An 18,328-nucleotide genomic window follows, 5' to 3' on the forward strand; every position below is an offset into this window, starting at 1 on the left:
TGCTCAGCCGTGCCCCAGGGGGCCGCGCATGAGCAACCCGCTCGTCTCGCAGCAGAAGGAGAATCCGGACGGCCCCGGGATCTTCACCGCGGGTACCGGTGAGGCCGGGTGGGGCACCGGCATCGGCATCGCCGAGTCGATCAACGACATCAGCAGCCTCAACGAGGGCTCCAGCTGGGTGGAGGCCGGGCTGGCCTACGGCGGCGCGGCGCTGGAAGTCGTCGGCATGGCCGTCGACCCGATCGGCACCCTGCTGTCCTACGGCTTGTCCTGGCTGATCGAGCACGTCGAACCGCTCAAGGAGGCGCTGGACTGGTTCGCCGGCGACCCCGACGGCGTCAAGGCGTACGGGGAGACCTGGGCGAACGTCTCTCAGGCGGTCGGCCAGGCCGCCACCCAGTACAACGACGCGGTCAAGTCCGACACCGCGGAGTGGACGGGCCAGGCGGGCGACGCCTACCGCAAGCACGCCGCGGAGAAGGGCGAAGCCCTCGGCGCCGCCGCCGAGCTGGCCAACACGATCAGCTCGGTCGTGACCATCATGGGCGAGGTCGTCTCGTTCGTCCGCGAGTTCGTCCGCGACCTGGTGGCCGACTGCATCTCGCGGCTGATCACCTACGCGCTGGAGGCGCTGGCCCCGCCGCTCGTCTCGCTGGCGTGGGTGGTGCCGCAGGCGGTCGCGTTCATCGCCAAGACCGTGGGCAAGATCGCCGACATCGTCCAGAAGCTGGTCAAGACGATCAGCAACGTCGCGCCGAAGCTGGCCAAGATGGCCGAGGTCTTCGGCGACGTGATGAAGGCCCTGGGCAAGATGGGCAAGAAGGCCTTCGACGGCGTCAGCAACCTCGCGGACAAGGTCGACATCGCGGGCAAGCTGTCGGACAAGCTCGCCGAGAAGACGTGGAAGAAGGTCGACGACGTCTTCGGCACCGACGTCGTGGGCAAGCACAACGCCAAGTTCGGCGGCCCCGACGCGCCAGGCGGCGGTGGGGACGACTCGGGGGATCAGCCCCGCAGCTCCGGCAACGGCTCGTCCGACCCGGGCCCGGGCTCACCGAGCCCCGACTCGCCCACGGGTGGACCGGCCTCGTCCACCGGCGGGCCGGGCTCGTCCGGTGACGGACCTGGTTCGCCCACCGGTGGTCCTGGCTCGTCGCATGGCGACGGTGCTGGAACCGACGCGCCCGGACGTGGGGACACGCCGTCCGGATCCGGTGAGCAGCCGCGCACCTCGTCCTTAGTGGACGGTGGTGGAAATGGTCACGGGACGCCGGATTCGCCGCGGTCGTCGACGCCGGACGGCTCCGGTGGGCCCGGCGGTTCTGCCGGGGACGGGACGAATCCCGGCGGTTCGCACGCGGGTGGGCCGCCTGCTGGTGGTTCGCACGCGGGTGGGTCCGGCGGCACGGCTCCGGATGGACCGAACCCCGGAAGTTCGCCCACCGGCGGATCGAATCACGTTGGTACGACTGGGGATGCGCCGAGCCCCGGCAGCTCGCACTCGGGTGGGACCACCGGTTCGCACTCCGAGAACGTGAGCTCCGGTGGGAATCCCGGCGGTTCGAATCCGGGTGGTGGGAACGCCGGTGGCCCGCACCCCAGCAGCGCGAGTCCGGGCAGCGCGCCGGTCGGCGGCGGCTCGGGGTTCTCGGGTGGGAGCACCGCTGGCGGGCCGCCTCCGGGCGGAGGCTCTGCCTCGGGCTTCGGCACGCCCGGCGGGTCTGCTGGCTACAACCCGAACACCCCGGCCTCCACTTCGTCGGCGACTGTGGATGCGCCGTCCAGGACGCCGGAGATGGGTCCTGCGGCACCCGTTGCCGGGCCACCGCCCGCTCGCTCCGATCAATCGGCACCTGGCGGAGCAGGCGCCGGGCCGGTCGGCGGCGGAGCCGCCGGAGGACCGGGAGGCGGCGGTACGCCGACCGCCGGAGGCGGCGGGCGCGGCGGATCCGGTTGGACCGGTACGCCGGGAAGCCCCGGCGCAGCCGGGAGGCCCGAGGCTCCGCGCCAGCGGGGACCGGAGGGCCCGGGAGGGCGCGGGACGGCGACGCCGGAGCGGCGTGGACCGGGCGGCGAGGCCGGACAGCGTCCGGCCGGTCCGCCGGCGGGCGCGCGACCGCAGGCCGCAGGGCCCGGGCACCCGGGCGGCCCGGCGCGCGCGGATGCGCCCGCTCGCCCCGGACACCCGGACGGCCCGCCCAGGCAGAACACTCCGCCCGCAGGTGGCCCGCGGCCGGACGCTCCACAGCGCCCGGGCGCGCCCGGACACCCCAGCGGCCCGCCGCGTGCGGACGCACCGAGCCCTCGCCCTGGGCATCCGAACGCTCCGGCCCGTCCGGACGCACCGCACCCGGGAGGTCCGCCGCGCACTGACGCGCCGAATTCCCAGCCCCGCCAGGGACATCCCGACAACCCGGCCCGCCCGAACACGTCAACGCACCCGAACGGCACGTCACGCCCCGACGCGCCTTCCGGTCGTCCAGACGGTCCCGCGCGCCCGGACACCCCGTCGCGCCCAGATACACGCCCCAACGGAACGGGCCAGCACCCGGACGCCCCGCGCCAGCCCGCCCCGCCTCGCCCGGACGGCCCGCCGCGCCACGATTCGCCTCGTCCCGACGGTCCGTCGCGGCCGGATGCGCCGCCCCGCAACAACCGTCGGGACGCCGACCCGAACGCACCGCGCCAACGCCACCCGCACGACGGCGTCCGCGTGCACCCGGACGCCCCCAAGCCGCACCACGCGGGCGTCGACGGCCAGCACTCCAACATGCGCCCCGACTCGTTCTCGAACGCCCGGGGCGCCGAGGGCGAGTGGCGTCCGGGCGGGCCGCAGCGGACGCCCGAGAACACCCGCGAAACCACCAAGCCCGACCAGGAAGCTCAGAAGTACTCCACCTCGGAGTCGATGGCCGCCGAACGTCCGCCTGCCAATCCGACCGAGCACCGGTGGGACATCGGCCGCGCAGGCGAGTTCGAGCGGATCAAGGTCTCGCCGGAGCTGGAGAGCAAGCTCCGAGACCCCAACGATCCCCACGGCTACATCGGCATCCGAAACACGCCGTCCGGCCTGTCGGCGGTGCCGTACCCGAAGACGATGATCGGCGACCGGGACTACTACGACCGGATGCCGAAACCGGCCGTGGACCCGAAGCGCTTCACGGTCGAGGTGCACGGCAGCCCGGACGGAGTGGAGTTCCGCGGCCAGCAGCTCACCGCCAAGGAACTCGCCGAGATCATCAAGGCCGCCCCGGGCTACGACCCGGGCACCCCGGTCCGCCTGCTGTCCTGCAAGACCGGCGCGGACATGCCCGACGGATCCCCGAACTTCGCCCAGCAGCTCTCCGAGGAGCTCGGCGTCGAAGTCCTGGCGCCCAACAAGGACGCCTGGGTCGACAACTTCGGCAACATGTACGCGAGCGACTCGCGAGCGAAGTTCGAAGCGGACGCCTCCGGCACACCCCAACCTAAGCTCGACGAACCGGGCCAATGGGTCAGCTTCGCCCCGGACGGCACCAAGGCGGTCCACGACAGCCCCTTCCCCCCAGGCCACGAACCAGAATTCGTCCGCCACGGAGTACAAGCCCACAACGCCGAACAACGCGGCTTCGGCGACCTGGTCCGCAAGATGTTCGGCAGGGAGCCAAAACCGGACACCTTCGAAGCGGACCCGGTCACAGGCGAGAGGTACTCGTCCTTCGCGCCACCCCCGCAGAGCAGCCCACATCCGTACGGCGCACCCCAACAGAGCCAGCCTCCGTACGGCGGGCCCCAACAGAGCCAGCCTCCGTACGGCGGGCCCCAGCAGGGCCAGCCATCGTTCGGTGGGCCTCAGCAGGGCCAGCAGCCTTACACCGGACCGCAAACCGGCCAGCAGCCCTACAACGCACCTCAGCAGGGCCAGCAGCCTTATAACGGACCGCAGCAAGGCCAATCATCTTTCGGTGGGCCGCAGCAAGGTCAGCAGCTCTATGGCGGATCCCAGCCCGGTCAGCCATCATTCGGCGGCCCCCAGCAGTCCTACGGCGGCCCCCAGCAGGGCCGGCCGTCCTACGGCGGACCGCAGCAAGGCCAGCCGTCGTTCGGTGGACCGCAGCCTGGCCAGCAGCCGTACAGCGGACCCGCACCTCAGCAGGGACCGCCGCAGCAAAGCCAGCAGTACCCGCAGGGCGGCGGATCCCCGCAGCCCCAGCGCCAAGGAGGCATGCCCCAACAAAGTCCCGGACAACCGAACCCTCCAGCGCCTCAGCCCCCACGCGGTCCGCAGCAGTCCGGACCGACCCCTCCACCCCCGCGCGGCGAGCAACAACCGCAGGGCATGCCCCAACAGAGCGGCCGCCCGACCTTCAACGGCCCGGGCCCCCAGGGACCGCACACCCCGGGTATCGGCCCGCACCAGAACGGCCCCCGAGGCCCGCAACCGCCCGGTCAACCAGCACCGAGGCCGTACGACGTTTCGGGTCCCCGCCAAAACCCGAGTGGCCCAGGGCAACAAGCCCCACGCCCGAACGTCGGCGGTCCGACTCCCGGTGCGCCTTCGACCCCCAGGAACAACGTTCCGCCGCTCGATGTCTCAGGCCCGCGCCAGGCACCCGGTGGACAGCGGACGAACACGCCACCTGTGGACGTCAGCGGCCCTCGCCAGGTCCAATCGACCCAGCAGCCCGGCCAGTTCGGGCCTCGCACTGACGGTGGTTTCGGCCCGCGAGGCTCCCAAGCCTTCGACTCACCGCAACAGCGTCAAACGGCTGGCGGCGAATCCAAACCGGCAGATTCATCTTCATCGCGAGTAAGCGGTCCAGAGCCGATGTCGTCACGCAGCGGGAGTTCGTCCCCGCAGAACTCTGGTGATCGGACTGAAACTCCGAAGTGGGCGAGTTCATCCAGCTCGTTCCCTCCGCGGCCGTCTACCTACGGGGTCGGCGACGACCTGCCGCGTGTGGGCAGTCGTGAGGAGTTCTATCAGCGCAACGGGTCCAGCCGTGATTCAGACCTGTCTGAGTCGGTTGGGGCAGACCATGGTGACGCTGAAGTTCAGGGCGATGCAAGTGATTCTCCGATCGGAATTGACGATCTGGTGCCTGCTGAAGGTGATTTGATCGATGAAGATCGAATCTTGGATGGTTTCAGGAAGTCAATGAATGGCGATTTCGGGGCGCTGCGATTTGAAGTTACGTCTGTCGGTCCGGCGCACGATTCGGTTCACGTGGACGCCATCATCAAGGATGCGAATGGTGTCCAAGTTGGGTGGGCGTCACGGGACTACCGTCGCAACAGCGACGGAGAGTTGATCGCTTTCCATAACATCCTCAGCTTGGAGCCCCACGTGCGGGGCACTGGGTTTGGTCGTGAGTTCAGCAAGCATGTCGAGGCCCTGTACAGCCGTTCGGGGGTGCATTCGATCAAGCTCAAGGCCAACAGTGACGTCGGGGCATATGCCTGGGCGCGGCAAGGTTATGAGTTTGAGTCGCTTAAAGAGGCTCAGGGTGAGGTTCTTACCAGGTTGAACCGGGAGATTCGGGTGGCTTCCGAGGATCTCGACGACATGCGTGCGCGGTGCGACGAGCTGCCGCCGGGAGATGAGAAAGACAGGTTAGCGCGGGAGATCCAGCGAAAAGATTTTGTGCTTCTGGATGCGCGGGCTGTGGCGAAGCAGATCGGAAATGCTCAAGATGAGTCGCAGCTCCCCCGTCCGATCGATATTGCGAACCTCGGGCGGCCGAGTGATCTGGAAGGTGCCGAATCCCATGATGACGGGCCATGGCTCGGGAAGCGGGCGCTGCTGGATCCGACGGGCAAGTTCCACTGGCACGGGGTTAAGAGGATCCGATGAATGACGAGAAAATTCACGTCAAGGGTTGGCCGTCGTCTGTGCGCTCCAGGAGGAGCAACAAGATCGGTGTTTGGCATCGAGACTGGAGTCGACGGCACGAGCACCGTGGCGAGTTCCGTCCCGAGGGTCGGGTCGAAGGATCCGAGTACAATGTGCACCACCTCGATGTCGACACCCCGTTGGGTGCCGAAGCTGATTACGGTCGGCGCGTTGACGAAATATCCGGTCGAGACCCAGATACGCGGCAATGGCTACCGGAGCCCGATGCGCACGGACGTTTTCGGGGTGCGATGCTGGCGGCCTCGGTCGGCGATGCTCTGGGGAGTGCGGTTGCTAGTGGCGCGGTTCGCCGGTTGTCCTGGGAACCGAGCGTCATGTTGCGGGACGATGAGTTGCTGACTGAATATGTAGCTCAAGAATCCCCCCTGCGGTCCACCGCGCTTACCCAGTTGTCCGCGTTCAGTGTTGAAGGTCTGATCCGGGCTCACGTTGCTCGGAGGAACAATCCCGTCGACAACGACCCCGTACCAGAAGTGCAGCACGCGTTCCAACGTTGGCTTTATACGCAACGGGTTCCGCGAGGAAGCAGAGGGCAGTGGCGAGGTATCGGCGGTCCATACGCTGCGCATCACGATGAACCGGATGGCTGGCTGGTCCAGCGTGAGGAGATGTACGTCGAACGGACGCCGAATCCAGGCGTGCTTGCTGCGCTCAGCAATATTGCGGGCCTTGGCGTCGAAGCAGCGCATGCCGGCAACCTGGATAAAGCACGGGGTGGTGACGTCGTTGCACGGGCGGCGATGCTAGCGATTTGGTCGAACGAACTGCATGAAGTTTTCGCGGCTGCGGCCGACGTTGCGGCGCTCACCCACGACAGTCCGGACGACTATCTTGCGGCAGGTGTGCTCGCCGGAATCCTTCACCAGCAGCTCCGCGGATTGGCCTTCTCAGACTGCTTGTTCAACGCATACCAGGAGTTGACGCGTTGGCGTGGGAGCGAAAAGACCGTGACGTTGATCGAGGAGTCGGTCAAGGTCACCCAGACGGTCTGGTCTCCGGCTCCTGTTCCGAAGGTGCGCGGGCACTTCGGAGATGGCGCTGACGGTGCTGAGGCGCTGGCCATCGCGCTGTATGCGGCGCTGGCCAGCGATTACGTGCGAGAAGCACTTCAACTTGCGATGAACTACACGGAGAACCGATCGGTGGTCGGGGCGATCTGCGGGCTCATGGTCGGTGCGGAATACGGAGACAGAGCGATTCCCCACGACTTGGGCGCGTTCGAACTCCGGAACGTCATCGAAGCCCTGGCCAACGACGCGCTCGTGGAGTTCAGCCCCAACCCGCCGACCGACGACGCGTGGTCGCGCCGGTATCCGGCTTGGTGAGTCGACGATCCGTGGTGGGTGCCTCCCGCAGGCTTCGAAGCTGACCCGGGCGAGGTGAGCCGGTCGTGGATCACAACGTTGCGGACTCGGAGCAGGGGATGGGCCAACCGCAGGGTACGGAGGTGACCGCGCTGGAACAGGTGATCCGGATCAAGCCGTGGACAAGGGCGAAGAGACTGGTGCGTGGATCATTCACATGACTGCCGCCGGAAGGTGAGTCAAAGTGAGTCACGACGAGGACGAACTCGTTCGGAAGTACAGCATGGATCCCAGCAAGTTGTCGCCCGAGATGCGAGCAGAGGTTGAAGCCGTACGCGAGTCGATCAGGAGGCACAAGAGGGCCATCGGTCCGGTCGTGGAGGTCAGCCCAGCGGACAACTTTCCTATCGGGGTGGACGACAACTCCAACCCGTTCCCGGCTTCGCAGAAGTGGGCCGCGGACCGGGAAACCGCAGCCGGGGTGCAGGGCGAGGGACGTGCGGTTCTTCGACAGGCCGCGCTGGATGGCGGCGTCGCGAGTCACGGGGTGCTGGACGGTCTCTGGCTTGCCGTGTTCGCGGCTTGGCTCGGTGATGGGCTTGGGCGCCTTGTGCAGTCCCTCACCTGGGCTGAGATTCGGGAGATCCACGGCGAACGGGGGATCGGGAGGCTGGATCCGCACGTGCGCGAGGAGAGCATGTCCGATGGTGGCGTCAGCCTGATGGCACTGACCCTCGACGGGCTGATCCGAGCGGACCGCGCGCGAGTGGATCAACAGGATGACCCCATCGCCGAGCTTGAACGCGTCTATCGCCTGTGGGCAGCAGATGAAGCCCGTGGGAGTTCTGCGGGCGGCTGGTTGGCAGCAGATCGCTTGGCATCGCAACTGGCTGAGTCGCGTGCGGTCGTGCTGTTGCGGAAAAAGCTCATCGACAAGTCAGAGCTCTATCAGGATCCGAGCGTTTCACCACTGCTGTCGGTGATCCCGATGAGTGGTTGGTCGAGCGAGGCCAGCGAAGTCCTCGACCTGGTGGCTCGCGCCATGCAGCTCACCGGGCAGAGTGCCGAGATGACCGTTGCCGCCAAGGCCATCGCGGTCGTGATCCAGCAGAACATCATGGACGGTGACTGCCTGCGTGGGATCTCCTACGTCGCTGAAGTCGATCCGGATGAACTGGGTGAAGGCGGAGCGAAGATCCGAGACGCGATCGATGCGGCACGGGGCTTGGCTCGCCCGGGCATTGCGCCGGGTGAAATCGAATTCCTCGGCTCGGGGGAAGCGCCGTCCTCCGCGTTGGCGATCGCAGTGTGCGCCGTGTTGTCAGCGGAGAAGTCCCGACTCGACGTACGTTTCGACGACACGTTGCGCATCGCGGTGAACCGTTCCGGGAACAGTGCCCTGACCGGTGCGCTGGCCGGTGCGATCCTGGCTTCGGGGTACAGATCGTGTGGGATCGACAGCCCTTGGGGCAAGGGGCTGGCCGACTACAGGTTGATTTCCAGGCTGGCGAGGGATGTTCGTGATCAGTTTGGATCCGAAGGACTGGATGATGCGAAGTGGCAGGCGCGGTATCCGGCTCTGACGGGCGAGAATTCTTCGACTGTGCAGCAGGACATCGGAGAGGAACCTCCTGAGGACGCGGCCGCTGCTCCCACGCTGATCGGTGTGTACTCGTTGGCTTCGCGTGGTGAGCCGGAGCGTGTTGCGGAGTTTCGGTGGAGCGCGGAGGCCGGGGCCACCGTTGAGGTTTTCGACGATGAGTGGGGCAGCGTTGCGTTGTCCTACTACAAGCGGGGCGCCCTGCTGGTGTCAGAGCAGCGGGATGTGATGCCCAGCGAGGGCCCCGAGTTCATGCGGGCGCTTCTGAAACGGGGCGGCGGGAGCTACTACGTCTTCGTCGACGAGAGCGCGCAGAATGAGCCGGAGGGTCGGCGAACCGGGGACATGGAGGGGGACATGGGTCAATCGCAGGGTGTGGAGATGACCGCGCTGGAGCAGGCGATCGGGCGGTACGCCGCTGAGCAGGGGCCGGTTGAGGACGTCTACCGGGAGTTTCTGATCGCGGACCTCTGGGCGCTCACCGGGCCGGATGGGACGTCGTCGCATCCGGCGGACTTCCAGATGCAGGGCCAGGAGAAGGCGCAGATCTGGGTTTGCACCGACAGAAGCGCCATGCCGGACTTCGGCGGCGCGGAGTTCGTCTCCGGCACCGTCCGGGTCAACGGGTACCGGCTGCTGCCGCTGCTCGCCGAGCGGAACGTGCAGATCTTCACGCAGGGCGATCAGATGGACCTGATGATCATCGGATCGCGAGCCATCGAGATCTCCGCGCCGGAGATCACCGAGGCGATGCGCGCTGCAGCCGCTCAGCAGCCGGGAAGCTGGTTCTCGGTGCCGGACCAGATGTATCGGGAAGCGGCGCGGGAGGAAGTTCCGGAGCAGGCCTGGATCGGTGCCTACTGGGTCGATGAGGACGGCACGCTCACCGGGCGGTACCGGCTGAACTCCGACTACCGGCCGAGTCCGACCACCTTGGGCTTCCCGCGGCCGGAATCCATGTTGGAGAGCGTCCTTCACATGTGGTCGGCCGGGTACGTCTCCGACCGGTCGATGCTCATGACGGTGGCCAGGTCCGAGATCGCGCTCCTCGCGCACGAGGACGGAACCCCCGGGACCGTCAACCTCGGCGGGAAGACGGCGTTCTTGGCCGGTTCCAGCCCCAAGTACCTCCCTGAATCCCAGGCGAAGGTCAGGGCCGACGTCGCCCAGCTCAAGAGCGCCTTCGACGAGGTCGACCTGGTCATCGACGTCGGCACCCGGCACCAGGCCGATATCCAGGGGAAGGCGCTCCTGCGGGCCTTCGAAGCGATCGCAGCCGAAGAAGCCCAGCCGGATCAGGGCGGTGAGAGCGGGGACGCCCCGGCGAACGTCGTTCCGGAGGCGCCCCCGCAGGCTCCTGCGCCGCCGCTCGATCCTCGGGAGCGGTTCATCGGGTCGATGCTGGCTGGGGCTGTTGGGGACGCTCTGGGTTACGCCATCGAGTTCCACGGCATCGGGATGATCCGGCAGAACCACGGGGACGCCGGGCTCACCGCTCCAGTGCTTCGGGACGGCATCGCTCAGATCTCCGATGACACGCAGATGATGCTGTTCACCCTCGAAGGGCTCATCCGGGCTCACGTCGCCAGGCGGATCAAGCCCGTCGACAACGATCCCGTTCCCGAGGTGCAGCACGCCTACCAGCGGTGGTTCCACACGCAGAACCAGCCTTGGCCGCAGGCCGGTGGGCCTTACGCTCAGCGGATTCCGCAGCCCGACGGGTGGCTCATCACCAATCCGCAGCTGTTCGCCGCGCGGGCTCCGGGGAGCACCTGCATGTCCGCGCTCGCGCAGTTCGCGCAGACGCATCAGCACGCCTCTCCGCAGCACCGGATCAACGACTCCAAGGGCTGTGGCGGCGTCATGCGGGCCGCTCCGGTCGCCGTGTGGTCGCACGATCCCGCCGAGGTCTTCTACGCCGCCGTCGGGACCGCCGCGCTCACGCACAGCCATCCCAGCGGGTATCTCTCCGCCGGTGTGCTCGCCGTGATCGTGCACCAGCTCATCCGGGACGTGCCGCTGGGAGAGGCCGTGCGGATCGCGCGGGAGCTGCTGTTGCGGTGGCGGGGGCACGAGGAGCAGCTGGCGATCCTCGACCGGGCCGTTGAGCTCGCGCAGCAGGGGCCCGTCTCTCCCGAGGTGATCAAGGACACCCTCGGGCAGGGGTGGGTCGGGGAGGAAGCTCTCGCGATCGGGCTCTACGCCGCGCTGGCTACGGATAACCTGCGGGACGCGCTGTTGCTGGCCGTGAACCACTCGGGGGACTCGGACTCCACGGGGATCGTGTGCGGCAACATTGCGGGGGCTCTGCACGGGGCTCGGGCCGTTCCGCCGGAATGGCTCGGTTCGCTGGAGCTGCGAGAGGTGATCGAGACGTTGGCCGGGGATGCGCTCGCCGAGTTCAGCCCGGGCCCGCCGACCGATCCGGCCTGGACCAGGCGCTACCCGGCCTGGTGAGCACGAGGGAGACATCGCGATGACCGACGCTCGACCGCCGCAGCAGTCGTGGGCGGAACGCTTCCGCGGAGCCATGCTCGGCGGGGCCGTCGGCGATGCGCTCGGCGCCGGTGTGCGGGACAGCAAGCTCAGCGAGATCGAGCAGTGGTTCGGGCCGCAGGGCGTGGTCGACTACCTGCCCGTGTTCGGGCGGCGCGGGGCGAGCACCGAGCTGACGCAGCTCACCGTGTTCACGCTGGAATCCCTGCTGCGCGCCAAGGCCTCGAACCCGACCAGCAGCGGGTGGTTGCCGACCGAGTTCGTCCTCGCCAACTACCTGCGCTGGCTGCACACCCAGGGCGTGCCGTGGGACTACGCGATGTCGGCGTACCTGGCCACCGAGCCCACTCCCAACAGCTGGCTGCTGGAGCGGCCCGAGCTGTACTCGACCCGCAACCCGTGCGGTGCCGGGCTGCACGTGATCGGGTCGGCGGCGCAGCGCTCGCCGCTGGGCGCCGACGGCAGCCTGCACGCTCCGCTCAAGGCCGACGGCCTGGTCGACTTCGCGGTCTGGGCCGCGCCGACCATGGCCTGGTCGAACGTGCCGGAAGAGGTGTTCGCGGCGGGTGCGGCGGCTGCGAACCTGCTCGTCTCCGCGCCGAACTCGGTCGGTGCGGCCGGGCTGCACAGCGATGTGCTGGCGCAGCTCATCCGCGGTGTGCCGCTGTGGGACGCGGTGAACGCTTCCGACCAGAAGCGGCTCGGTGTCGCCTACTGGACGGGCCGGGGCCCGGCCGACGTCCGCCGGACGCTGCACGCCGCGATGTTCGTCGGCCAGCGCGGCTGCCCCACCCCGCGGCAGCTGGAGATCGAGTTCGAACTGGGCGAGAAGCCCGGTGAGCTGGGCATCGCGCTGGCCGCGGTCGGCAGCACCCGCACCTTCGCCGACGCGGTGCGGGTCGCGGTGAACCACTCCGGCGACAGCGCAGTCACCGGTGCGCTGGCCGGTCAGCTCGCCGGTGCGATCTACGGGCCCGCCGGGATTCCCGCGCGGTGGCTCGACGAGCTCGAACTGCGCGAGATCCTCGAGAACCTCTGCGCCGACGCCACCGAGGCCTTCGCGCCGCGACCGCAGCCGCAGTGGGCCCAGCGCTACTCGCCGAACGCCCGGCAGCTCGGCGGCCCGCCGCAGCTCACCGGGGGCTCGCCGAACACGGTCGAGGGCTCCGCCGAGCAGACCATGCTCATGCCGGTGATCACCTCGGCGGGAGCCGTCGACACGCCGCCTGCCGGGCTGCCCGTGCAGAACCCGCGCGCGGACGGCATCGGGGCGCCGACGTTCCCGGCCGCGCGGGCCGGGACGACCCCGGTCAGCGACCCGTCGAGCACCGGGCCGATCCCGGTGCCGAACCTGCGCTCGCCCGAAGAACCGGCGGAGACCACCGCGGTGTTCCCCGCCATCGTCGACGACCTGGAGCCGCCGGCGGCCGCGCCGCAGATCGGGGCCTTCCCGCCGCCGGCCGCGGCCCAGCCCGCGGAAGCCGTGCCGGAGCCCGCTGATCTCGTCGATGCCGAGGAACCGGACGTCGACCGGGAGGTCGCGGAGCGGATCGTCCGCGAGTCGGCGGACTCCGAGCGGATTCCGGTGCCGGACGCCGTCACCCCGGATCCGGAGCCGGTCGTCGACGAGGACCCGGCGGAGTCGACCGATCCCGAGGACATCGCCGAACCGGAGGACGTGGACCACGCGGAGCCGGTCGATCCCGGGCGGATCGTGGTGCCGGAAGTCGTTGTCCGCGATGAGGATGCCGAGGCGGATCGCGAGGTCGCCGAGCGCACCGCGCGGGAGTCGGCTGACTTCGGGCGGATTTCGGTGCCGGAAGTCGTTTCCGGGCAAGGGGATTCCGAGCCGGACGAGAACACCGAGGCGGACCTCGTCGATGACGAACCGGTGGACGACGCAGCGGAAGACGTTGCCGACAGCGAGGTTTCGGAAGTTCCGCAGCCCGCGGTGGAGCGCGAGCCGGTGGACATGGAACCGCCCGTGCGCACCCCGATCGACCTCGAACCGGCCGACGCCGGCGCGGATGACGAACCGGCGGACGAAATGCTCGCCGATGACGACGACCCGGCGAGCGCTCCCGACGAGGCCGAGCCGTCGGACGGCGAAGACGAGCCCGCGCCGGTCGCGCCGCCGATCGTGCGCGGCGGGCACGCCAAGGCCGACGGCCCCGGAGACAGCGCTCCGTCGCTGACCGAACGCGTGCTGGGCTGCTTCCTCGGTGGTGCGCTGGGCGATTCGCTCGGCTCCGACCTGGAGTTCATCAACGCCGAGGCGATCACCGCGCGCTTCGGTCCCGAGGGCCCGTCCGGACTGCGCGAGGCCTACGGCGTGCGCGGGGCGATCACCGATGACACCCAGATGACGCTGTTCACCGCCGAAGGCCTGATCCGCGGCAGCGTCGCGAACCGGGTGCTCGGCAGCGACGACCCGCTCCCCGAGGTGCAGCTGGCCTACCAGCGCTGGCTGCACACGCAGGGCGTGGACTGGGACGCCGCGGCCGGCGCGTTCCTCGCCGACTACCCGGCGCCCGACGGCTGGCTGATCGAGGTGCCGGGCCTGTTCGCGACCCGCGCGCCCGGCAAGACCGTGTGGCGCGCGCTGGCCCGCTTCGGCGACGGCAAGCCGGCCGGCTCGTTCACCGAGCGCATCAACGACTCCAAGGGCTGCGGCGGCGTGATGCGCGCCGCGCCGGCCGCGCTGTGGTCCACCGATCCCGCCGAGGTGTTCCGGCTCGCCGCCCGCACCGCCGCGGTGACGCACAGCCACCCCGCCGGCTACCACTCCGCCGGGGCGCTGGCGGTGATCGTCCAGCAGGCCCTGCTCGGCCGCGGCCTCGACGACGGCGTGTGGCTGGCGCTGCAGGTGCTGGAGACCTGGGAGGACCACGAGGAGACCAGCGCGGCGCTCAAGGCCGCTGTCGCGCTGGCCGAAGCGGGCGAGCCGACGCCGGAGCAGGTCGCCGAGCAGCTCGGCGGCGGCTGGGTCGGCGAGGAAGCGCTGGCCATCGCGGTGTGCGCGGCGCTGGTCGCCGAGGACGTCGAGCAGGCGCTGCGGATCGCCGTGCATCACGACGGCGACAGCGACTCGACCGGCGCGATCTGCGGGAACATCGTCGGCGCGCTGCACGGCGTCGCCGCGCTGCCGGTCGACTGGCTGGCCGAGCTGGAGCTGCGCGACGTCGTCGAGCAGATCGCGCTGGACTGCGTGGCCGAGTTCGGGCACGGCGCGTTCCTGCCGGGTCAGGCCGCCATCGAGCCGCCCACCGGTGAGGACTGGAACGAGCGCTACCCGGTCCGGCCGCACTGGGCCGCCGCGCCCGAGCCGGTCGCGGCCGCGCCGGGACCGGAGTTCCCGGCGCCCAAGCCCGCGCCGCGGCGGATCAACGGAGTCATGCACGACGAGCTGTCCGAGGGGGAGGACGAATGATCCTGGGGGAGGCGATCGCGGGCACGCACGTCCTGGTCGACGGGACGTACTCGCCGCTGCGCGAGCTGAGCGAGCAGGGCGCGGTGCTGGACGGCCGCGACCAGCCCGTCCCGCTCGACCAGGTCGGCGAGGTGCTGTTTGCGCAGCACGACGCTCCCGCGCGGGTGCGGCCGGAGTTCCCGGCGCCGGCGTCCTACGGGGTCTTCCCGGACCGCGCCGAGCACCAGCGCGATCTGGAGCGAGCGCTGCGCGAAGCGGTCGTCGCCGGGCTGCCGGACGGCTGGCAGCGCGCGGTCGTCGACTGCACCGCGCTGGGCAACCGGATCGAGATCACCGCCGCGGTCACCACCGACGCCGAGCACCGGTGGATCCCCACCCAGGACGTCGTCGACGCGCTGCGTCGGCACCGGAACGTCTCCTACCGACCGGAGACCGGGGCGTGGACCGCGGCGCGCTTCCAGCTCGACCAGGACGGGGCCGACCTGCGCACCGGGCACGACGAGCCGAACTGGGTCGTCGGCCCCGAGGACGGCCGCGCGCACTACGAGGAACTGCGCTACTACCCGCGGGCCACCGCGCCGAAATGGCTGCTGGACCCGGCCTGGGAGCACTACGGACAGCACCGCGAGGCCGAGCAGCCCGAGCCGGTGCGGATGGTCCAGGTCTTCGACGGCCGCGATGCCGAGAACCGCCCGTTCGCGCACCGGCCCGCGCTGACCTCGGTCGAGGAACGACTGGTGGCGCACTACCTGCACGGCGGCGAGATCCTGCTGCGCGCGTACAGCAGCGACCCCGACGAGGTCGATCCGCAGCGCGCGCCCGCGGTGCCCAAGCAGTTCCACACCGATGGCACCTGGGTGTGGCCGCTGGCGCTGGCCTACTACCTGAACGAGCACGGCATCGCCCCGCCGCGCGACTTCCTCGACCACATCCGCAGCCGCAACCACCAGCCGCCCGCCGAGGTATCCGACCGCGCGGCAGCCGACGCCAAGGCGCTCGTGCTCGGCGGTGACCCGCGGGCGCTGCTGCGGCTGAGCCCGGCCAAGGCGATGGACATCGCCCGCGGCTTCATCAGCGCGATGGGCATGAGCACCCGGTTCTACAGCTTCGACGAGCCGCTGGAGGGCGGCTGGAGCATGTTGCTCGGCACCGACGGCTGGTGGTCGGTGTTCCGCCTGGCCGACGGCGAGGTCCACAACCGCTCCCGCTTCCCCGACGCCTACGCGGCCGCGGCGCACCTGATCGGCGCGATGTCGCTCACCCGCACCGAGTTCCTGCGCGACCCGGACGAGCCGCTGCAGGACTTCGAGTGCCCGTACGAGCCGATGCCCGGCGAGCCGCCGCTGGACGCCTACGACAACAAGTTCGCGGTGGTCCTGCGCGAGGGCGACGAGGTCGACCGGTTCGGCGAGCCGACCGGCAACACGGTGTTCGTGGCCGGCACGACGCTGCCGCAGCGCTCGGTGCCGCCGCAGCAGCAGGCCGGGGCCTACCACCGGTACCGGGTGGTCAAGGGCTTCGAGGTCGTCTCCGGAGTGGCCAAGCCGGACTTCGGCCAGGTCGGCGGCGGCACGGCGTTCGTGCTGCCCAACGACGTCCAGAACCTGGTGGCGGACGGCTGGCTCGTCGAGGTGTGAGCTCGTTCTCCACGGTCTGACCCGGTCACGTCCGGCGGATCGTCCCGGCCGCCCGATCGAACCTCACCACGGCACGACTCCGCTGTCGTCGAACAGCTGACCGGTGGGGCCGTCGTCGGGCAGGGTTGCCAGCCGGATGGCGATCGCCGCACCCTGCTCAGGGGTCTGGGTACCGCTGAACCCGTTGAGGTCGGTGGCCACGTAGCCGGGGCAGGCGTTGTTGATCAGAATGTTGGTGCCGCTCAGCTCCTTGGCGTACTGGATGGTGACGGCGTTGAGGTAGGTCTTCGTCGGTGCGTAAGCTCCGCTGATCCCGCCGAGGTCGACGCCGGGCGCGGTCTGCAGGGTCAGCGAGCCGACGTGGCTGGACTGGTTGACGATCCGCGGGTGCGCCGACCGGCGCAGCAGCGGCAGCAACGCGTTGGTGACCCGGATGACGCCGATGACGTTGGTCTCCACCAACCGCCGCACGGTCTCCAGGTCGACGGTCGCAGGCGCCTCCGGCCAGCCGCCCGCGATGCCAGCGTTGTTGACCAGCGCATCGAGGCGTCCCGCTCGCTCCTCGATCAGATGCGCTGCGGCGGTCACGCTCTCGTCGTCGGTCACGTCCAATGGCACGCCGAACGCGTCGGCGCCCGCCGCGCGCAGTCTGGCCACAGCGTCCTTCCCGCGCTGCTCGTCTCGAGCGCCGACACCGACGCTCCAGCCCAATTCGCCCAGCCCGGCCGCGATCTCGTACCCGATTCCCTTGTTCGCGCCGGTGACCAGCGCGACTGCCTTCTCGCTCATGACAGCGAGCATGGCCGCGCCGAGGTCGGGCACCAACACCATCTCGGTAGTGCAGCAATACCTGAGCGACATCGATCGACCACCCGCCCGGGCTACTGTGCTTCGATGGAGATACGCGAGCTGCGGTACTTCGTCGCCATCGCCGAAGAACTGCACTTCGGCAGGGCTGCCCGGCGTCTGGAGATAGCCCAGCCGCCGCTGTCCCGCGCGATCATCCGGCTCGAACGGCAGCTCGGGGTCACGCTGCTGGAGCGCACCAGCCGCAAGGTCGCGCTCACCGACGCCGGGGCCGTGCTGCTGCGCGAGGGGCGCGCGATCCTCGGTGCGGTAGCCGCAGCTGAGCGGCGTACGCAGCAGGCCGCGCGAAGTCGTCCCTGCCTCGTCCTCGCCGTCAAAGCAGGCACCGCCGACGAGTTGCTGGCCAAACTGCTCGACGCCTACCGCGCGGAGCCCGGGGCGGCCACCGTCGACCTGGTGCTCTGCGAGGCGCACCAGCAGCAGAAGTTGCTGCAGGACGGGCAGGCCGACGTGGCTCTGCTGCACCTGCCGTTCGATTCGACCACCGGACTGGACGTCGAAACCCTGCGCACCGAGGGGCAGGTGGCGATCCTGCCCACCTCTCACCCGCTCGCCGACCGCGCTCAGGTCCGGGTGGCCGAGATCACCACGCTGCCCGAACTCCCGATGGCTCGCTGGCCCGGTCCCGACGGCAACTACCCGGAGGGGCCGGGCGCGGAGGTGCGGAATCTGACACAGCTCTTCCAGCTGATCGCGCTCGGTCGGACCACCGTGATCGTGCCCGAGTCCGTCAGCGCCGACTTGCGCCGGGATCTCGCCGCCGTGCCGGTCCTGGACGCTCCGCCGGTGACGACGGTGATCGCTTGGCCGTCGCAGAGCCGACTTCGCGCGGTCGCCGACCTGATCCGCGTAGCGGCACGTCTTTGACCGGCTGTTCTCCAGGCCGGGGCCTACCACCGGTGCCGGGTGGTCAAGGGCTTCGAGGTCGTCTCCGGAGTGGCCGAGCCGGACTTCGGCCAGGTCGGCGGCGGCACGGCCTTCGTGCTGGCCAACGACGTCCAGAACCTCGTCGCGGGCGGCTGGGCTGGTCGAGGTCCGAGGACCTGCGTCTGATCCGGCGAACTCCGGCCGGAAGCCGGTTTCCCGGCCGCGCTCGCCGAG

The 18,328-nt window shown here is 69.6% G+C and carries 7 protein-coding genes and 1 pseudogene; 7 read left to right on the plus strand and 1 reads right to left on the minus strand.

From position 1 onward, the window contains the following. Positions 1-28: 28 nt before the first annotated feature. From ATL45_RS38420 to ATL45_RS16675, 5 genes are all read left to right on the plus strand, one after another. Entirely contained in the window at positions 29-5,833 is a 5,805-nt protein-coding gene (locus ATL45_RS38420) for a DUF8616 domain-containing protein (protein WP_143121691.1), read from the plus strand. Then, on the plus strand, positions 5,830-7,218 hold the full coding sequence (locus tag ATL45_RS16660) for an ADP-ribosylglycohydrolase family protein (protein ID WP_093155241.1): 1,389 nt from the start codon (positions 5,830-5,832) through the stop codon (positions 7,216-7,218). The genes ATL45_RS38420 and ATL45_RS16660 overlap by 4 nt, the downstream gene beginning before the upstream one ends. Positions 7,219-7,441: 223 nt before the next feature. Next, complete coding sequence (locus ATL45_RS16665; protein ID WP_093155239.1) at positions 7,442-11,254, plus strand: ADP-ribosylglycohydrolase family protein; 3,813 nt, start codon at positions 7,442-7,444, stop codon at positions 11,252-11,254. A 19-nt stretch (positions 11,255-11,273) separates the two neighbouring features. Beyond that, positions 11,274-14,723 carry an ADP-ribosylglycohydrolase family protein gene (locus tag ATL45_RS16670; RefSeq protein ID WP_093155238.1) on the plus strand — a complete coding sequence of 1,150 codons (3,450 nt, stop codon included), beginning with the start codon at positions 11,274-11,276 and terminating at the stop codon, positions 14,721-14,723. Next, a complete protein-coding gene (locus ATL45_RS16675) occupies positions 14,720-16,360 on the plus strand; it encodes a TNT domain-containing protein (protein WP_093155236.1) in 1,641 nt (546 codons plus the stop codon). The genes ATL45_RS16670 and ATL45_RS16675 overlap by 4 nt, the downstream gene beginning before the upstream one ends. Before the next feature lie 63 nt (positions 16,361-16,423). Here ATL45_RS16675 and ATL45_RS16680 read toward each other — a convergent pair whose 3' ends face one another. After that, positions 16,424-17,149, minus strand: a complete 726-nt coding sequence (locus ATL45_RS16680; protein WP_211841241.1) for an SDR family oxidoreductase — start codon at positions 17,147-17,149, stop codon at positions 16,424-16,426. 105 nt (positions 17,150-17,254) lie between these two features. Between ATL45_RS16680 and ATL45_RS16685 the strand changes: the two genes are divergently transcribed. Next, on the plus strand, positions 17,255-18,094 hold the full coding sequence (locus ATL45_RS16685) for a LysR family transcriptional regulator (protein ID WP_093155235.1): 840 nt from the start codon (positions 17,255-17,257) through the stop codon (positions 18,092-18,094). A 30-nt stretch (positions 18,095-18,124) separates the two neighbouring features. Next, a pseudogene (locus ATL45_RS16690) lies at positions 18,125-18,280 on the plus strand (glycohydrolase toxin TNT-related protein); the annotation flags it as partial. Positions 18,281-18,328: the final 48 nt, after the last annotated feature.

Origin of the sequence: Saccharopolyspora antimicrobica (genome assembly GCF_003635025.1) — a bacterium.
GTDB classification, from domain to species: Bacteria; Actinomycetota; Actinomycetes; order Mycobacteriales; family Pseudonocardiaceae; genus Saccharopolyspora; species Saccharopolyspora antimicrobica.